The organism is Variovorax sp. FG153 (genome assembly GCF_057809595.1).
This window is the reverse complement of the sequence record NZ_JBMDKG010000013.1, coordinates 72,042-88,895: the sequence shown is the minus strand read 5'-3', so window position 1 is coordinate 88,895 and position 16,854 is coordinate 72,042. Positions and strand designations below refer to the sequence as shown.

Annotated in this window: 17 protein-coding genes; 6 read left to right on the top strand and 11 right to left on the bottom strand. The window is 71.0% G+C overall.

The genetic code is table 11. The features are described from left to right. Position 1 precedes the first annotated feature (1 nt). Positions 2 to 367, top strand: coding sequence for a DUF1330 domain-containing protein (locus ACODT0_RS16395; protein WP_261210742.1), 366 nt, complete (start codon positions 2 to 4; stop codon positions 365 to 367). A 130-nt stretch (positions 368 to 497) separates the two neighbouring features. Here ACODT0_RS16395 and ACODT0_RS16390 read toward each other — a convergent pair whose 3' ends face one another. From ACODT0_RS16390 to ACODT0_RS16360, 7 genes are all read right to left on the bottom strand, one after another. Next, positions 498 to 845 carry an H-NS histone family protein gene (locus ACODT0_RS16390; RefSeq protein WP_057591593.1) on the bottom strand — a complete coding sequence of 116 codons (348 nt, stop codon included), beginning with the start codon at positions 843 to 845 and terminating at the stop codon, positions 498 to 500. 427 nt (positions 846 to 1,272) lie between these two features. Further along, on the bottom strand, positions 1,273 to 1,998 hold the full coding sequence (locus tag ACODT0_RS16385) for a peptidoglycan DD-metalloendopeptidase family protein (protein ID WP_261210743.1): 726 nt from the start codon (positions 1,996 to 1,998) through the stop codon (positions 1,273 to 1,275). A gap of 116 nt (positions 1,999 to 2,114) precedes the next feature. Next, on the bottom strand, positions 2,115 to 3,521 hold the full coding sequence (locus ACODT0_RS16380) for a sensor domain-containing diguanylate cyclase (protein WP_413762584.1): 1,407 nt from the start codon (positions 3,519 to 3,521) through the stop codon (positions 2,115 to 2,117). 230 nt (positions 3,522 to 3,751) lie between these two features. Beyond that, positions 3,752 to 4,963, bottom strand: a complete 1,212-nt coding sequence (gene metC / locus ACODT0_RS16375; protein ID WP_261210745.1) for a cystathionine beta-lyase — start codon at positions 4,961 to 4,963, stop codon at positions 3,752 to 3,754. Between the two features lie 35 nt (positions 4,964 to 4,998). Then, the gene (locus ACODT0_RS16370; RefSeq protein ID WP_261210746.1) at positions 4,999 to 6,030 is read right to left on the bottom strand and encodes a Bug family tripartite tricarboxylate transporter substrate binding protein; all 1,032 of its coding nucleotides are present in this window, start codon (positions 6,028 to 6,030) and stop codon (positions 4,999 to 5,001) included. A 94-nt stretch (positions 6,031 to 6,124) separates the two neighbouring features. Beyond that, entirely contained in the window at positions 6,125 to 7,705 is a 1,581-nt protein-coding gene (locus ACODT0_RS16365; protein ID WP_489041731.1) for a rhodanese-like domain-containing protein, read from the bottom strand. A 36-nt stretch (positions 7,706 to 7,741) separates the two neighbouring features. Next, positions 7,742 to 8,332, bottom strand: coding sequence for a cysteine dioxygenase family protein (locus ACODT0_RS16360; RefSeq protein WP_261210748.1), 591 nt, complete (start codon positions 8,330 to 8,332; stop codon positions 7,742 to 7,744). 106 nt (positions 8,333 to 8,438) lie between these two features. Between ACODT0_RS16360 and ACODT0_RS16355 the strand changes: the two genes are divergently transcribed. Next, positions 8,439 to 9,311 carry a LysR substrate-binding domain-containing protein gene (locus ACODT0_RS16355; RefSeq protein WP_261210749.1) on the top strand — a complete coding sequence of 291 codons (873 nt, stop codon included), beginning with the start codon at positions 8,439 to 8,441 and terminating at the stop codon, positions 9,309 to 9,311. Positions 9,312 to 9,338: 27 nt separating this feature from the next. On the opposite strand, the gene ACODT0_RS16350 is transcribed toward ACODT0_RS16355, so the two are convergent. The 3 genes from ACODT0_RS16350 to ACODT0_RS16340 form a co-directional block, all read right to left on the bottom strand. Then, positions 9,339 to 10,913 carry a diguanylate cyclase domain-containing protein gene (locus tag ACODT0_RS16350; RefSeq protein ID WP_489041730.1) on the bottom strand — a complete coding sequence of 525 codons (1,575 nt, stop codon included), beginning with the start codon at positions 10,911 to 10,913 and terminating at the stop codon, positions 9,339 to 9,341. 76 nt (positions 10,914 to 10,989) lie between these two features. Continuing rightward, the gene (locus ACODT0_RS16345; protein ID WP_489041729.1) at positions 10,990 to 11,820 is read right to left on the bottom strand and encodes an urease accessory protein UreD; all 831 of its coding nucleotides are present in this window, start codon (positions 11,818 to 11,820) and stop codon (positions 10,990 to 10,992) included. Between the two features lie 21 nt (positions 11,821 to 11,841). Beyond that, positions 11,842 to 12,369 (bottom strand): nucleoside deaminase, encoded by a 528-nt coding sequence (locus ACODT0_RS16340; RefSeq protein WP_489041728.1) that lies wholly within the window; start codon positions 12,367 to 12,369, stop codon positions 11,842 to 11,844. A gap of 423 nt (positions 12,370 to 12,792) precedes the next feature. On the opposite strand from ACODT0_RS16340, the gene ACODT0_RS16335 reads away from it, so the two are divergent. Next, positions 12,793 to 13,872 (top strand): aromatic ring-hydroxylating dioxygenase subunit alpha, encoded by a 1,080-nt coding sequence (locus ACODT0_RS16335; protein ID WP_413762589.1) that lies wholly within the window; start codon positions 12,793 to 12,795, stop codon positions 13,870 to 13,872. Positions 13,873 to 14,008: 136 nt separating this feature from the next. Here the strand turns inward: ACODT0_RS16335 and ACODT0_RS16330 are convergent, their stop codons facing one another. After that, a complete protein-coding gene (locus ACODT0_RS16330; protein ID WP_489041727.1) occupies positions 14,009 to 15,310 on the bottom strand; it encodes a D-amino acid dehydrogenase in 1,302 nt (433 codons plus the stop codon). 129 nt (positions 15,311 to 15,439) lie between these two features. On the opposite strand from ACODT0_RS16330, the gene ACODT0_RS16325 reads away from it, so the two are divergent. From ACODT0_RS16325 to ACODT0_RS16315, 3 genes are read left to right on the top strand one after another with little or no spacing between them, the layout of a single operon-like run. After that, positions 15,440 to 15,907 (top strand): Lrp/AsnC ligand binding domain-containing protein, encoded by a 468-nt coding sequence (locus ACODT0_RS16325; protein WP_057591580.1) that lies wholly within the window; start codon positions 15,440 to 15,442, stop codon positions 15,905 to 15,907. Positions 15,908 to 15,931: 24 nt separating this feature from the next. Next, positions 15,932 to 16,414 carry a GNAT family N-acetyltransferase gene (locus tag ACODT0_RS16320; RefSeq protein ID WP_489041726.1) on the top strand — a complete coding sequence of 161 codons (483 nt, stop codon included), beginning with the start codon at positions 15,932 to 15,934 and terminating at the stop codon, positions 16,412 to 16,414. A 28-nt stretch (positions 16,415 to 16,442) separates the two neighbouring features. Continuing rightward, positions 16,443 to 16,844 carry an OsmC family protein gene (locus ACODT0_RS16315; RefSeq protein ID WP_057591578.1) on the top strand — a complete coding sequence of 134 codons (402 nt, stop codon included), beginning with the start codon at positions 16,443 to 16,445 and terminating at the stop codon, positions 16,842 to 16,844. The last annotated feature ends 10 nt before the right edge of the window (positions 16,845 to 16,854 follow it).

Genomic DNA, 16,854 nt, shown 5'->3' with positions numbered 1-16,854 from the left:
AATGGATCCGATCGTCGCTGCATCGCCCATCAAAGACCGAAGCGACACAGGAGACATTCCGAAGATGCCCGCCTACATCATTGCGCAACTCGCCTTCAACGACCTCGAGGCCTACCGGCGTTATCAACGCGCATTCCCGGCCGTGTTCGCGCGCTTCGACGCGCAATTGCTCGTGGCCGACGAAGCGCCCGAAATCCTCGAAGGCGGATGGCAGCGCGACAAGGTGGTGGTGATGCAATTCGCTGACAAGGAGGCCGCGCGCGCATTCCAGAACGATCCCGGCTATGCGGCGATTGCGCGCGACCGCAAGGCCGGCGCGGATGCGGTGGTGCTGCTGGTGGAGGGATTGCGGCCCCTGGGGCGATAGCCCGGCGGCGCAATTCGGCCGCCCCAAAAAGACATGCGGCCTCGAGGGCCGCATGTGCAATTCGAAAGCGCCAAAGGCGGGTTTCGGGATGGCGCACCGGTGGTAGCGGCGCCTCCCGAAGTCCGTCGCCTTATTTCGCGAGCAGTTCGTCGGGCGACTTGCCGGCTTCGAGCGCGGCCTTGAACCAGCCGGGACGCGGACCGCGGCCGCTCCACACATTGCCCTGGTCGTCCCTGAACTTGGGCGCATTGCCGGCGGCCTTGCGACCCTTGCGGCCCTGGCGCGCGGCGGGTTTCGCCGTGGCGGCGGGACGGCCGGGCGAGCGGCCGAAACCCAATTCGGCGGCCGTGAAGCCATACACCTCGATGGCTTCGCGGATGCGCTCGAGGACGCCGTCGGCTTCCTTCTTGCGAAGCTGATCGGCTTCTTTCTGGAGTTGTTCGATTTGCTTCTGGACCTGTTGGAATGTCTTGGCCATGGAGATGCTTTGTATTTGAGTGAGGAGAGGAGAGCTGGCGAGATTAGGCCGCGAACGCATTTTTCGTTGTCAGCAATTGTCGCAAGATCGAAATCAGGACGAGTCGCAGACAGGTGGTCTACAAAAAAGGCATCCGGTTTGGCCCATCGCCAATCCGTGCCGGCATCGAATCCGGCCCGCCGACTTTATCTGATCGGGAAGCGGAATCCCGGATTCCTTTTTGGGAATTGGGGATTCGGGCTGGCAGGCTTTCGTGCCGGTCGGTGAATGAATTCGACTTCACCGCATCGCGCGGGATTCGCCGCCGGCCGTCGAGGCTGCAATTGGACGACCGCAAAGAACTCGCACTGGAATACCCGGATGCCCAAGTCCGGTGCGCGACCGGCAATCCCAATTCGAGCCCGCCGCCCTATTCCGGCGGCGGAATTTATCGTCCGTCGGCCAGGAATGAACGCGGATCGACCGCGCGCCCGCCCACGCGGACCTCGAAATGCAGCTTGACCCGGTCGGCGTCGGTATTGCCCATCTCGGCGATCTGCTGGCCCTTCTGCACGGTCTGGCCCTTCTTCACCAGGGCGCTGCGCAGGTGGGTGTAGACCGACATGCGCGAGCCGCCGTGGTCGATCATGAGCACGTTGCCGTAGCCGCGCAGGGTCTCGCTGACCGTGACCACGCCCCTGGCCGCGGCGACCACCGGCTCGCCGAGCTTGCCGGCGATGTCGACGCCCTTGTTGCTGCCGCCGTTGAAGCCCGCGATCACCGGGCCCGGCGCGGGCCAGGCCCAGTCGCCGGTGCCGACGCGCGAGGGCGGCGGGCCCGATTCGCGCGGTGCCGGCGGCACGGGCCGCTTCGAGGGTTCGCGCTCGCCGCCCGCGGTGCGCGGCGGCTCCGACGCGCCGCCCGGCGGCACGATGCGCAGCACCTGGCCGACCTCGAGCTTGTCCGGGTCGTCGATGCCGTTCCAGCGCGAGATGTCCTGCATCCGGCGGCCGGTCTTCGAGGCGATGCGGTACAGGGTGTCGCCCGGCTGCACCACGTAGTTGCCGGGACCGCGCGCATCGCTCTTCTCGACGGGCGCGCTGCCCGGGGATGGGGTGGAACAGCCCGCGATGGCCAGCGCCATCGTCAGGGCCACGAGCGGTGCGGCGCGCATGCGCCAGTTCCTGCCTGTCGAAACCAAAACCGGATACCTCCTGGATCAAAAGCCGCCGTGCGCGGCGGGGCATGATCGCACGAGGCGACGGCGGCGGCCGTAGGAGGCCGGGAGGCTCAGGCGATGACGTTGAACCAGCGCGTGGCACTGGCGCCGTCGATGCGGGCTTCCTGCCGCGCATGGGCGGCCTGTTCGAGCACCGCCGTGACCGGTCGCGCCGGGTCGCCGATGGCGAAGCCGACCTTGCAGTCCAGCCCGTGGCCGAGCGCCCGCGCGCCGCGCACCAGCGAGGAGCCGACGCGCTCTGCGGCCTGCGCCAGCCCGTCGCGCGGGCCGGTCAGCACGATGACGAAGGTGTCGGCGTCGATGCGCCCGCAGGCGTCGCCGGGACGCACCGAGCGGCGCATGCGGCCGACGAAGGCCTGCAGCAGCCGTTCGGCCGCTTCCTCGCCGAGGCGGTCGCGTGCCGCGGCGAGGCCGCCGAGCTCGACGCTGATCGCGCACCAGAGGAAGCCGGGGCTGTTCTCGGCCACGGTGCGGGCCTGCCGCACCTGGGCGAGGAAGACCTCGGGCAGCGGCAGGCCGGTGATGTCGTCGCGCGCCATGTCGTCGGGCGCGGGCGCCATTTCGGCGGCCACGCCGGTCTTCGGCATGGCCTCGGCCGCGGGGCCGGGCACGGTGAGCGCGCGCGCGGTGGCGGTGGGCACCACCACATCGGGCACGTCCATCGAGGCGGGCCGGAATTCGCGGTTGAGCCGGCGCGCGATCAGCGCCGAGGCCGCCAGGCCGAGCACGACCAGGCAGCTGCCCATGCCGAGCAGCGAGGCCAGCGGGTTGCGGGCACTGCGGGTCAGGGTGTCCTCGGGCACGCCGACCGCGACCCACCAGGCCGTGCCGGGCACCGGCGCGATGGTGGAGAGCACCTTCAGGCCGTCGAGCGTGAGGGTGCTGCTGACGCTGCGGTCGGCGCCGGCGATCTTCTGCCGCAGCTGGGGCGTGGCGTGGTGGCCGAGATAGCGGTCCTCGTCGCGCGAGCGCGCGACCACCTTGCCGCTGGCGTCGACCAGCGAGGCAACCCAGCCCTCGGGCCAGATCTGTTCGCGCAGCACCACGCCGAAACCCTCGGGTCGCAGGCCGACGAGCGCGGCCGGTACATCGGCCAGCCACGGCGTGCCATCGGGACGGTAGACGGCATGGAGCGCGGGCGAGGCTTCGCCCGGGCCCTGTACCTCGAAGCGCTGGCCCGAGCGCGGCACGGCGGCGAGCTGGTGGACGTCGGCGCGCAGCCGGTCGGCCTCGCGCGCCATCGCGGCGGCGGTGCTGTTGGCCTTGTCGAGCAGCAACTGGCGCTCGCGGGCCTCTGCCTGGTCGCCCATGCGGGTGGTGACATAGACGCTGAAGGCCAGCATCGGCACGAGCACGAAGAGCTGGACCGCGATCAGCCAGGGGATGAAGCTCGCCGTGCGCGAGCGCGTGCTTTCCGGCGGGAAAGGGGTGCGTGGGGAGAAGCCGATCCGGTTCATGGCAGGTGTGCGCTGCGCTGGAGCCTGAATGTAACCTTTGGCCTTAAGAAAAGGTCACTAATTGTTGCCCGGAGCAGGGGCTTTTTTCACGTCCTGGTGACCGGCGGTGGCTGCCGGGGTGCGGGCGGCGCTCTCGCGGCCCTGTTCCGCGCCGCCGAAGCCGCGGAAAGGAAACAGATGCTGACAAAGCCGATCGGCCCGCCTGGGCGCGGGAACGCGGCCCGGCGCCCTCAGGCGGCTTCGCCGGCTCCGGCGGCCGCGAAGCCGCGGCCGAGGTCGGCCACCAGGTCGGCCGGCGCCTCGAGCCCGACGTGCAGCCGCACCACCGCGCCGCGCGCGCTCCAGTCGCTCACGCTGCGCGCCGCGCGCATGTTGGCCCAGGCCACCAGGCTCTCGTAGCCGCCCCAGGACGAGCCGCGCCCGAACAGCGAGAGCGCATCGACCAGCCGCTCGACCGCGGCCGGCGCAATCTCCGGCCGCAGCTCGAAGGACAGCAACCCGTTGGTGCCGCTGCAGTCGCGCCGCCAGAGATCGTGCCCGGGGTGCGTGGGCAGCGCGGGGCAGAACACGGTCGCGACCTCGGGCCGCGCCTGCAGCCAGTGCGCGACCTCGAGCGCATGCTGCTCGTGCAGGCGCAGCCGCGCCGACAGCGTGCGGATGCCGCGCAGCACCAGCCAGGCGTCGTCGGGGCTCACGGTCATGCCGAAGGCGTCGCAGCGCTCGTTGAGCGCGCGCCAGGCCTCGCGCGTGGTCGCCACCGTGCCCATCATCACGTCGGAGTGGCCCGAGAGGTACTTGGTGGCGGCCATCAGCGAGATGTCGGCGCCGAGCGCGAGCGGGCGGTACTGCAGGCCCGAGCCCCAGGTGTTGTCGGCCGCCAGCAGCGCGCCGCGCGCATGCGCGAGCGCGGCCAGCTTCGGCAGGTCGCACATCTCGTAGACCAGCGAGCCCGGGCACTCGGCGTAGACCAGCCGCGTGGCGGGCTCGAACAGCGCCTCGATGCCGCTGCCGTCGGCCGCGAAGAAGCTGCAGCGGATGCCGTAGGGATCGAGGAAGGAATGCACCAGCTGGCGCGCCGGCTCGTAGACGCTGTCGGACATCAGCACGTGGTCGCCCGGCTTGAGGTAGGACAGCAGCACCATGCCGATGGCCGCGAGGCCGGTGGGAAAGAGCCGCGTGCGGTAGCCGCCCTCGAGCTCGCTCACCGCATCCTCGAGCGCGAAGGTGGTGGGCGTGCCGCGCGCGCCGTAGCTGAAGACGCGCTCCTCGCCGCGCCGCGCGCGGGCGTCGCGCATCGCGGCCACGCTGTCGAACACCACCGTGCTGGCGCGCACCAGCGGCGGGTTGACCGGCGCGCCGCCCGCATGGGCCGGGTGCTTGCCGAGGTGGGCGATGCGGGTTTCGAGGGACAGGCCGGAGGGATCGGTGGGCGAGGCGGGCATGGGCTTCTTCTCTGACGTGGAGGCGTTCGCCGATGCTAGTCGGCGCGCGCGCCCGACAGCTTCACGATGCGCGACCAGCGTTCGATGTCCTGCCTGAGCTGCGCCGCGAAGGCCTCGGGTGTGTTCGCGACCACCTCGCTGCCGCCGTCGGTCACCTGCCTGTTCACCTCGGGCAGGTGCAGGGTGCGCACGATCGCCTCGTTGAGATAGGCCACGCGCTCGGGCGGCGTGCCGGCCGGCGCGAAGAAGCCGTACCAGTCCTCGAAGCGCGCATTGGCATAGCCGAGCTCCTCGAGCGTGGGCGCCTTCGCGAACACGCCGATGCGGCGCGGGCTGGTCACGGCCAGCACGCGCAGCTTGCCGCTTTGCACCATGCCAGCGACCGAGGCGGTGGAGGTCACGAGCACGTCGACCTGGCCGCCGAGCAGGTCGGTGAGCGCGGGGCCGGCGCCCTTGTAGGGCACGTGCGTCATGTCGACGCCGTTGTCCTTCTGCAGCACCACGCCGACCAGGTGCGAGAGCGTGCCGTTGCCCGGCGTGGCATAGGTGAGCTTGCCGGGACTGGCCTTGGCCTTCGCGGCCAGGTCGGCGAAGGACTTGAGCGGCGAGTTCGCCTCCACCACCAGCGCGAGCGGCGCCGCGTTGATCTGCGTGATCGGCACGAAGTTCTTGACCGGGTCGAAGCCCGGCGCCGCGTACAGCGCGGGGTTCACCGCCATGATCGAGACCTGCGAGGTCAGCACGGTGTAGCCGTCGGCCCTGGCATCGGCCACCGCCTTGGCGCCGATGTTGCCGCCCGCGCCGCCGCGGTTGTCGACCACGGCCGGCTGGCCCGTGATCTCGGCCAGGCGCGTGGTCACCAGGCGCGCGGTGGCGTCGTTGCCGCCGCCTGGAGGGAACGGCGAGACGAAGCGGATCGGCTGCGTGGGGTAGCCGTTGCGCGCGGGCAGCGGGTCGGCCGCCGCGCCCTGCAGCACGAGCGTGGCGCTCCAGGCCGCGGCGAGCAGCCAGCGCGCGCGGCGCATGCGGGACGGACGGTGCGGGGAAAGGCCGGATGCAGTCGACATGGTGAACTCCTGGACGGAACGAACGAGGACGAGCGAAGGCCGGACCGTGGCGCGAAGCCGCGGTCCGTGGACTGGCGAGGAACGGGGGCGAGGGCTACGCGTGCGGCGCGCCCGGCAATCGGAAGGCGGCGCGCTCCTGCGCGTCGAGCTGCGCGACCAGGCCGGTCTCCCAGGCGAGGTAGCGGCGCGCGGCCTCCTTGTTGCCGTCGTGGCGGTCGTGCACGAAGAACAGGTAGTCGATGCAGTCGGCATCGCTGGGCAGCGCGGGCGTGGCCTCGAGCGGCAGCCCGGCGGCGCGCCATGCGGCCATGTCGCCCTCGAGCAGCAGCGGCGCCGCGTGGTCCGCGAGCTCGGAGGCGACGGCCCAGGCGGCGAGCGCCGGATCGTCGGCCACCAGCACCAACTGGCGCGTTTCGCCGCGCAGGTCGTCGGCCAGCCGCGGCCGGATCGACCAGCGCGCGCCCGCGATGTGGCCGGCGCGGAATGCCATGCCCGGGCGCAGGTCGACCAGCGCGACCTCGCCGCTCTCGATGCGCGCCGACAGCGCGCGCGCATCGATCGTGACGAGCGGCTTCGGCGCGGGTGCGGTCACTGCCTCGAGCGCCAGCCCGCTCGCGAGCCCGCCCTCGAGCACGCTCGCGTCGTGGCCCATCTGGCGCAGCCAGCTCGCGACCGCGGGCGCGCGCACGCCGTCGCTGTCGAACAGCACCAGCCGCGCGCCGCGCACGCCCAGGTACTGGTCGGCCGCCTGCAGCAGTTGCCCGCCCGGCGTGTGCTGCGCGCCGGGCAGGCTGCCGGCCGCGAATTCCTCGGGCGTGCGCACGTCGCACAGGAACAGGCTGCGGCCCGCGTCGCCGGCCCAGTCGCGCACCGTGCGCGCATCGACCGTGGGCGCGCCGAAGCGCGCGGCCAGCGCCTGCGCGGCGCCGCGCAGCTCGCAATTGCCGCTGTCGTCGGCATAGCGCTCGGTGCCGCCGTGCGCGAGCGCATGGTCGGCCAGGTACCAGCCCTGCGTGCCGTTCTCCAGCGCATAGACCGGGTTCGGAACGCCGAGGTTGATCAGCGTCTGCGCGCCGATGATGCTGCGCGTGCGGCCCGCGCAGTTGACGACGATGGTCGTGCGCTCATCGGGCACGAGCCGGCGCACGCGGTAGGCGAGTTCGCCGTTGGGGCAGCAGGTCGCGCCCGGGATGTTCATCTTGAAGAACTCGCTCACGGGCCGGCCGTCGAGCACCACCACGTCGTCGCGGCGCGCGAGCATGGCGGCGAGTTCGTCGGCGCCGATGCGCGGCGTATGGTAGGCCTCCTCGGCCAGTTCGCCGAAGGTCTTCGAGGGCAGGTTCACGCCCGCGAACAGCGCATGGCCCGCGGCCTGCCAGGCGCGCGTGCCGCCTTCGAGCACGTGCACGTCGCCGTAGCCGAGCGCCCGCAGGCGTTCGGCGGCGCGATGAGCGACGCCCCGGCTCTCTTCGTCGCCCCCGTCATAGGTCACGACGCGCACGCCGCGGCGCGGCAGCAGGCGCGGCGCATCGAGCTCGAGCCGGCTGAAGGGCAGCGGCACGCCGAGGAACAGGTGCGACTCGCCGTACTGGCCGTGCTCGCGCACGTCGAGCAGCGCGATCTCGCCGCCGTCGTGCAGCCAGCGCTTGAGGGTCTTCGGGTCGATGGAGGTCATGGGGAAAGCGAAAAGGAAGAAAGCGGGGGAGCCGGTTCAGCGCCGCGTCTGCACGCCGATGCCCATGGTCTGGCAGGTGCCGGCCGCGAGGTCGTAGGCGGTGCGGCGGTCCAGCGTCTCGAGCGCGCGGCCGTACATGTGCAGGTGGCGGATGGTCTGCTCGCCCTGGATCTCCACCGAGTGGATGTCCTCGGGCATCAGCGCGATGCCGGCGCCGGGCGCGACCACCACCAGCGCGGTCTCCTCGAGCCGGCCCACGCCGGGCACCGAGCCGTCGTCCAGCCGCCGGTAGACGCGGTTGTGCTCGGTGCCTTCCACCGCGGCGATGCAGGCCCAGGTCGTATGGTTGTGCGGCACGATGCGCTTGCCCGGGCGCATCACGTTGAGATAGAGCGCGTAGCTCTGGTCGGCGTCCTCGGCGATCAGGTAGCGCGCCTGGTGCTCGCCGGGCTCGGGCGGCGGGTAGTCGCCGGCCTGCCAGTACTCGGTGCGGGCGGCCAGGCCCTGCAGCGCTTCGAGCACCTCGGCCAGCTTCTCGCGCGTCGGTTCACCGTTGGCGATGGATGTCTTCATGCTGGCGATGGCCGTCTCGACGGCTTCGCTGCGTGGAACGGATGCGGTGCTCATGCGGTTTCTCCTGTGGGGCTGCCCGATTTCTGTGCAGCCACTGTAGTGAGCCCGGCGGCGCCGAACAATCCAGCACGGGCGCAAAACACATCAATAAAATTAATGAATGCCCACGCTCGACCTCGAACTGCTGCGCACGCTCGCCGCCGTCGTCACCCATCGCAGCTTCGCCGCCGCGGCGGTGCACCTGGACCGCACGCAGTCCGCGGTCACGCAGCAGATGCAGCGGCTCGAGGAGCAGATCGGCCACCCGCTGTTCGCCAGGCAGGGCCGGCAGAAGCGGCTGACCGAGCACGGCCAGCGCCTGCTCAACTACGCGCACCACCTGCTGGCGCTCAACGACGAGGCGCTGCGCAGCCTGCGCGAGGGCCAGCTCGAGGGCAACCTGCGCATCGGCGCGCCGCACGACGTGGCCGAGACCATGCTGCCGCTGCTGCTGACCGAGGTGGCGCGCACCTCGCCGCTGCTGCAGCTCGACATCCACGTGGCGCGCAGCCCCTACCTCATGACTTCGCTCAAGCGTGGCGAGGTCGACATGATCATCTCGAACCGCATCGACACCCAGTTCGAGGGCGTGGTGCTGCGCAACTCGCCGACCGTGTGGCTGTGCGCCGCGGGCTACGTGCACGACCCGGCGAAGCCGGTGCCGCTGATCATGGCCGACGGGCCCAGCATCTTCCGGCGCATCGGCCACGAGGCGCTCGACGCGGCCGGCGTGCCCTGGACGCCGCGCTACACCTCCTCGAGCCTGATCGGCATCAAGGCGGCGCTGCGCGCGGGCCTGGGCGTGACGGCGCGCGGCGTGGAGCAGCTCGACGCGGGCCTGCGCGTGCTCGGCGTGGGCGACGGCATGCCGCGGCTGCCCGACCTGGCCTACCACCTCTACGTGCGCAGCCATGTGGTGAACCCGGTCACGCGGCAGGTGTTCGAGCACCTGAAGAAGCACCTGCGGCTGCCGCGCACCGACGCGGCGGGCTGAACCCGGGGCTGAGCGGCGCGGGCGCGTTCAGCGCGCCGCGGGCACGGCGTGGCCGTCCTGCTTGGCGCGGTACATCGCCTGGTCGGCGGCCGCGAGCAGGTCGCGCGGCGTCTCGCCGCCACGGCCCAGCGCGATGCCCACCGACACGCCGATCAGCGTGCGCGCGCGTGCCAGCTGCAGCGGCTCGGCGATCGCCGCGATGCAGCGCTGCGCCAGCACCTGCGCGCCCTGTTCCGCGGGCTCCACGAGGCCGGTGGCGAGCAGCACGAACTCGTCGCCGCCGATGCGCGCCACGGTGTCCGTCTGCCGCACCAGCGCCTGCAGCCGGCGCGCGATCTCGCGCAGCGCGAGGTCGCCGGCCTCGTGGCCCAGGGTGTCGTTGAGCTGCTTGAAGCCGTCGAGATCGAGGTAGAGCACCGCCACCGGCTGCCCGTGGCGCGCGGCATGGGCCAGCGCCTGCTGCAACCGCTCGTCGAGCAGCTTGCGGTTGGGCAGGCCGGTCAGCGTGTCGTGGTGGGCCAGCCGTGCCAGCGCCTGCTGGTTGTCGACCAGCTTGGCCAGCAGCCGGTTGAAGGCCTGCGTCAGGTGGCCGATCTCGTCGTCGCGCACCACGCGCAGCGGCGCCAGCGGCAGCTCGCCGCGCGTCATGCGGTCGGCCTGGTCGGCGGCACGCAGCAGCGGGCGCAGCAGCCAGGCCATGATCAGGCCGATCACGATCAGCACCATCGTCACGGCCGGCGCGCGCTGCCGCAGGATGAAGGCCTGCATGCGCGCCACCGGCGCGAGCGCCTCCGCCACCGGCAGCCGCGCGACCACGAACCAGCCGGCCGTCGGCACCGAGGCGATGGCCGAGATCTCGTCGATGCCGCGGGCGTTGCGCGTCGTGCCGCTGCCGCGGTAGCCCGCCATCGCGCGGTCGTGCAGCGGGTTCACGCCGTCGGGCGGCGTGGGGGTCAGCATCATCGTCGCGTCGGTCGAGGCGACGAAGAGCCGGTCGCGCGGCGAGATCACGAGGATGCCGCCGGCCTGGCCCACGCGGCCTTCCAGCAGGTGGTCGAGCAGGCCGTCGGCCGTGAGGTCGGCGGTGCCGAGCAGCACGGCCACCACCTCGCCGCTGCCGTCGCGCAGCGGCACGGCCATGGGCAGGGCCGCGTGATGCGCCGCCGTCGCCTGCGCCCGGCCCACCGCGCGCCGGCCGGCGCGCGCGGCAGCGAATTCCAGCGCCTCGGTCGCGAACTGCCCGTCCTGGTCGAGCCGCCTGCCATCGGGCGTGGCGAGCGCCAGGCCGAGCGGAAACAGCGGGTTCAGCGCACCGCGCTCCGCGAGCCAGGCGTGCAGCGGCGCGGGCTGCGACAGCAGCTCGGGCGGCACGGCCTGCGCCAGCCGCTCGAGGAAGGCGAGCCGCTCCACCAGGTAGTTGTCGACGTCGCGCGCCACGTAGGCGGCCAGCGCGGTTTGCTGCGAGGCCACCGACTGCGTCAGGTCCTCGCGCAGGAAGCGGCTGAGCTGGATGTAGCTGGCGGCGGTGCCGATGATCGCCATCACCAGCCCCATCACGAGGAGGCGCACGACCAGGCTGCGAGCGGATTTTCGGAGGGTCACTCTGGCGGCGGGTCCTGAGGCGGGGAGGTGCGGGACTGTAGCCGAAGCTTCCGCGCCGCCGCCACGGCCAGGGACTTCAGGTCGACCAGATGCGCGGCGTGGCGGCCGGCAGCGACCAGAGCTCGGCGCGCCAGTCCTGCCACACCTGGCGCAGCAGCCGCATCGCGGGTTCGACCACCGGCGCGAGCACGCGCAGCACCACCACCTCGGCATGCGGGCTGGTGGCGCCGGCGCTGCCGGCCAGGCCCTGGGCCTCGATGCATTCGCGCGCGAGCGCGAGCAGCGCCTCGCGCCGGGCGCGCGCGGCCGGCGTGCCCGCCACGTAGAACAGCGAGGCCAGGCAGCGGTGGCCGCCCAGGCCCAGCGGGCTTTGCAGCAGCCTCTGGTCGGCCGCGTCGATGCGGCCGCGCTCGAGCCATACGCCGGGCGCCTCGATGTGCTGCAGCAGGCTGCCGCGCTCGAAGGGCTGGTGCGCATGCGGCAGGCCCAGCGCCGCCACGTCCCAGCCGATCATCTCGGCGCCGGGTTCGGCCTCGATGGCGATGCGGTTCTCGGCCACGCAGCCGCTGTAGCAAATGGCCTCGAGCGGCAGCCATTCGAGCCGCGCGCCGGCCGCCAGCCGCAGCCGGGTGCGCTGCACCGCGCGCTCGCCCTCGCTGCGGTAGAAGCGCGAGGCGCCGGGCGTGGTCACCAGGCCATGGCTGCCGGCGGCGGCCTCGACCTCGATCTCGAGCGTGTCGCCGCCCACCAGCCCGCCCGGCGGATGCACCAGCACGTTGTGGCAGACGGCATCGCCCTCGGGGTAGAGGCTCTGCAGGATGCGCAGCGGGCCGTCGTGGCGGAAGCGGGCGACGGTGCGGTCGGCTTCGTGGCGGTAGGAAAGATGGAGGCGGGCGTGCCAGGGCATGCGGGGAGTCTATGTGCCGCGTCAGCTCTTCCAGGCGCCGTCGTGCGCGGCGCTGGCCTCGTCGACCAGCGCCGGGCCGATGCATTCGATCGGGTGCGGCGAGGCGCGGAACACGTCGCGGCATGACAGCTCGGCATCGCGCTGGTCCTGCCGCTCGCCGCGGAACACGCGCAGCCGCTCGGCGTCGATGCCGAACACCACGCGGCCGATGTTCGACCAGAAGATCGCGCCCGCGCACATCACGCAGGGCTCGCCCGAGGCATAGAGCGTGGCGCCGGCCAGTTCCTCGCGCGAGATGCCGCGGCCCGCGAGCGCGCGGATCGCGTTGGTCTCGGCATGGCCGGTGCAGTCGCCGGTCTCGCCGGTGTTGTTGTAGGCCTCGGCGATCACCTCGCCGGTGGCCGAGACGATGACCGAGCCGAAGGGCCGGTTGCCGCGCCGGCGCGCGAGGTGCGACCAAACGATGGCCTTGCGCAGGTAGCGGCCGTCGCGTTCGTCGAGCGCGGTTTCGGCGGGGAAGGAGGGAGAGGGGGTGTCGCTGAAGTTCATGCGTGGAAAGAGGGCGTGCGTTCGCTGCGGCGGGGCGGCAGTTTCGTTTGTCTCGGATCGGATGTCCTGGTGACCGCATCATGACCGCCTGAACGGCGGGCCATGGCGCGGGCGCTGCAAGAGCAATTTCCGGGCGGCGCACTTCGATGGTGCATCTGCCGCTGAACGCTTCTACTCTCGGCGGCGTGGAATGCATGCCGCATGCCAAGGCGGCGCGCTCGGGCATTGCGCACGGTGAATCGCCCGCGCGACACAATGCGGGCGCGCAACTTGCATCGGGCAAGGCGCAGAGTAGAAGCGTTCAGTCCACCGGCCTTCGTCCCACCCCCTGGCGAAGCCGGCCGCGACGGGAAATTGCTCTTCGGTTCGTCCCCGCGCATCGCTGGTCGTGCGCGGACATGCAACGCAGAAGGAGTCCCACGCATGCTCGTCACCCGTCAACCCGTCTTCCGCAAGTTCTGGCATGCCGTCATGCCGCTCGCCGACCTGGCCCAGGGGCCCAGGCCCTTCCGGCTGCTCGGCGAGGACATCGTTCTCTTCCTCGACGCCGAGGGCCAGCCGGCCGCGCTGCGCGACCGCTGCTGCCACCGCACCGCGAAGCTCTCCAAGGGCTGGTGCGTCGACGGCGCGGGCCAGGCGTGCGCTCAGGGCGCGATCCAGTGCGGCTACCACGGCTGGACCTACGACCGCGGCGGCCAGGTCATCCGCATCCCGCAGTACGACCCCGAGCGGCCGATCCCGCCCGACTATCGCACCACGGCCTACCGCTGCACCGCGCGCCATGGCTATGCCTGGGTCGCGCTCGAGGAGCCGATCGCCGACATCCCCGCCATTCCCGAGTTCGACGATCCGGGCTACCGCACCATCTTCCAGTTCCACGAGGAGTGGCGGACCAGTCCGCTGCGCGCGCTCGAGAACTCCTTCGACAACTCGCACTTCAGCTTCGTGCACCGCGCCACCTTCGGCGTGGCCGCGAGCCCGAAGCCGAGCCGGTACGAGCTGGTGGAGAACGAGGCGGGCTTCCACGCGGAGACCGTCATCGAGGCGACCAATCCCGCGAAATTCCATGCGATCAGCGGCGTGAGCGATCCCATCACCACGCGCCACATGCGCAATGCCTATTTCCTGCCGTTCTCGCGCCGCCTCGACATCGAGTACCCGAGCGGCATCCGCCACATCATCATCAACTGCTTCACGCCGATCGACGATCACCGCATGCAGCTGTGCCAATGGCTGTTCCGCAACGACACCGAGGCCGACTGCCCGGCCTCGATGCTGATCGCCTTCGACGAGGAGATCACGCGCGAGGACAAGGACATCCTCGAGTCGACCGACCCCGATGCGCTGGTCGACACGCGCCGGCGCGGCGTCGAGTACTCGATGGAGTCGGATCGCCCGGGCATGCTGATCCGCAAGCACCTGATGCAGTTGCTTGCGCGGCACGGCGAGGCCGAGGTGTACCGGGGGATGGACAGCGGCGTGACGGTTGCGAAGGCCGCCTGAAAAACGGGATCGGGCAGCCGGACGCAGAGGACGCGAAGGTTTCGCAGAGGACGCGAAAGGAAAACCAATTTTTTATTGAATTGTTTTGCGCCCTTCGCGAAACCTTCGCGTCCTCTGCGTCCGGAAGTCCGCTTTCTCAGGCCGTCGCAGAGGCCGGGCGCGGTTGAGGCACACGCTGCGACCCCTGCTCGTAGCGGTCCATCGCGAGCCCGTCGGTGCGGATCTCGGGCCGCTGGCCGGTCACGATGTCGGAGATCAGCTTGCCCGAGCCGCAGGCCATGGTCCAGCCCAGGGTGCCGTGGCCGGTGTTGAGGAACAGGTTCGGGTAGCGCGTGGCGCCGACGATCGGGGTGCTGTCGGGCGTCATCGGGCGCAGGCCGGTCCAGAAGCTCGCGCGCGGCAGGTCGCCGCCCGGGAACAGGTCGCTCACCACCTTCTCGAGCGTGGCGCGGCGCTGCGGGTTCAGGCGCAGGTCGAAGCCCGAGAGCTCGGCCATGCCGCCCACGCGGATGCGGTTGTCGAAGCGCGTGACGGCCACCTTGTAGGTCTCGTCGAGCACGGTCGACTGCGGCGCCAGCGATTCGTCGATCAGCGGCACCGTGAGCGAATAGCCCTTGACCGGGTAGACGGGAATGTCGAGGCCCAGCGAGGCGATGGCCGCGCGCGAGTAGCTGCCGAAGGCCATCACGTAGCGGTCGGCCGTGAGCACCTTGCCGGCCGTGGTGCGCACGCCGCTGATGCGGCCGCCCTCGGTCTCGAGCGCCTCGATGCTTTGGCCGAAGCGGAAGTCCACGCCCAGGCCGCGCGCGATCTCGGCCAGGCCGCGCGTGAACAGGTGGCAGTCGCCGGTCTCGTCGTTCGGCAGCCGCAGGCCGCCCGCGAGGCGGTCGCGCGCGCCGGCCAGCGCGGGTTCGACGCGTGCCAGCGCATCGCGGTCGAGCAGTTCGTAGGGCACGCCGCATTCCTCGAGCACCGCGATGTCGCGCTGCACCGCGTCGAGCTGCGCCTGCGTGCGGAACAGCTGCAAGGTGCCGCCGGTGCGGTGCTCGTACTGCAGGCCGGTCTCGGCGCGCAGCGCCTGCAGGCAGCCGCGGCTGTACTCGGCCACCCGCATCATGCGTTCCTTGTTGATCGCATAGCGCTCGGGCGAGCAGTTGCGCAGCATCTGCGCCATCCAGCGCAACTGGAACAGCGTGCCGTCGGGGCGGATCGACAGCGGCGCATGCTTCTGGAACATCCACTTGATCGCCTTCAGCGGAATGCCGGGCGCGGCCCAGGGCGTGGAGTAGCCGGGCGACACCTGGCCCGCGTTGCCGAAGCTGGTTTCCTCGGCCGGGCCGGCCTGCCGGTCGAGCAGGGTGACGTCGGCGCCCGAGCGCGCGAGGTAGTAGGCCGTGGTGGTGCCGATCACGCCGCCGCCCAGAACGATGACTTTCATGGTGTATCCGCTGATTCGAATGGAATAGCAAGAATTTATGCGTCAGAATGAAGTGGATTCCACTGTTTTCAAGCGTTCGACAGCGGAATCTCCTGTGTAGAACCTTCCTATGCGCCGCACGGAGTGAAAGTGCCCGAGCTCGACCGAATCGACCGCAAGATCCTCGACCTGCTGCAGCGCCAGGGCCGCATTTCCATGACCGAACTGGCCGAGCGCATCGGCCTCTCGGCCTCGCCCTGCGCCGAGCGCGTCAAGCGCATGGAGCGCGACGGCGTCATCAGCGGCTACCACGCGCGCGTGTCGCCCGAGGCGCTGGGCAAGACGCTCTTGGTGTTCGTCGAGATCAAGCTCTCGGCCAAGTCGGGCGACGTGTTCGACAAGGTCAGGCAGGAGCTGCTGCACATGCCCGAGGTGCTCGAATGCCACCTCGTGTCGGGCAGCTTCGACTACCTCGTGAAGGCGCGCCTGAGCGGCATGAGCGAATACCGCCACCTGCTCGGCGACATCCTCAAGAAGCTGCCGGTGGCGGCCGAGTCGCACAGCTACGTGGTGATGGAGGAGATCAAGGAAACCCTGATGCTCGCCACCGACCGCTGAAGGCACGGCTACCATCGCGCGCCCATGTCCCAAGACCCGATCACCATCCGCCCCTGGCGCCTCGACGACTTCGACGCCGTCAAGGCCATCCTCGACGACACCTTCGCGAGCACCTGGCTGCCGCAGCTCACGCCCGAGGCCGCGCGCGGCTACCGCGAGAGCGGCGAGCCCGTGGGCTACATCGACGAGATGGGGCCCGAGTTCTTCGTCGCCGAGATCGGCGGCGAGGTGGTCGGCATGGTCCATTGGCAGCACGACTTCGTGCAGGCGCTGCACGTGCCCGCGGCGCATCGGCGCAAGGGCATCGCGCGCGCGCTCATGGCCTTCGCCGAAGCCGGCATGCGCGCCGACGGCATCGAGCGCGCGCGGCTCGAGACCGACACCTTCAACACCGCGAGCCAGGGCTTCTACCTCGCGCTCGGCTATCGCGAGGCCGACCGCTATCCCGACCTCGAATGGCACAGCGGCTTCACGACCATCCTCTACGTGAAGCCGCTGCTTTCCTGAACCTCTACTCCATCCCAAGGACACCGCCATGAGCATCTCGATCCGCCGCGACGGCACCACCGGCACGCGCCACATCCTCAAGATCCGCAACCACGAGATCGCGGTCGATGCCTCGCCCGCTGGCGGCGGCAACGACGAGGGCCCCGAGCCGCACGACCTCTACGACGCCTCGCTGGCCGCCTGCAAGGCGCTCACCGTGTTGATCTACGCGCGCCGCAAGGGCATCCCGGTCGAGGACATCGAGGTCGTGGTCGACCGCGACGACAGCGAGGAGCGCAAGGGCATCTACCGGCTCGACTCGACGTTGCGCGTGAGCGGCAACCTCACCGACGCGCAGCGCGACGAGCTGCTGCGCGTGGCGGGCAAGTGCCCGGTGCACAAGCTCATGACCGAGGTGAAGACCGAGATCCAGACGAACTGGGCGGCCTGAACCCGGGGGC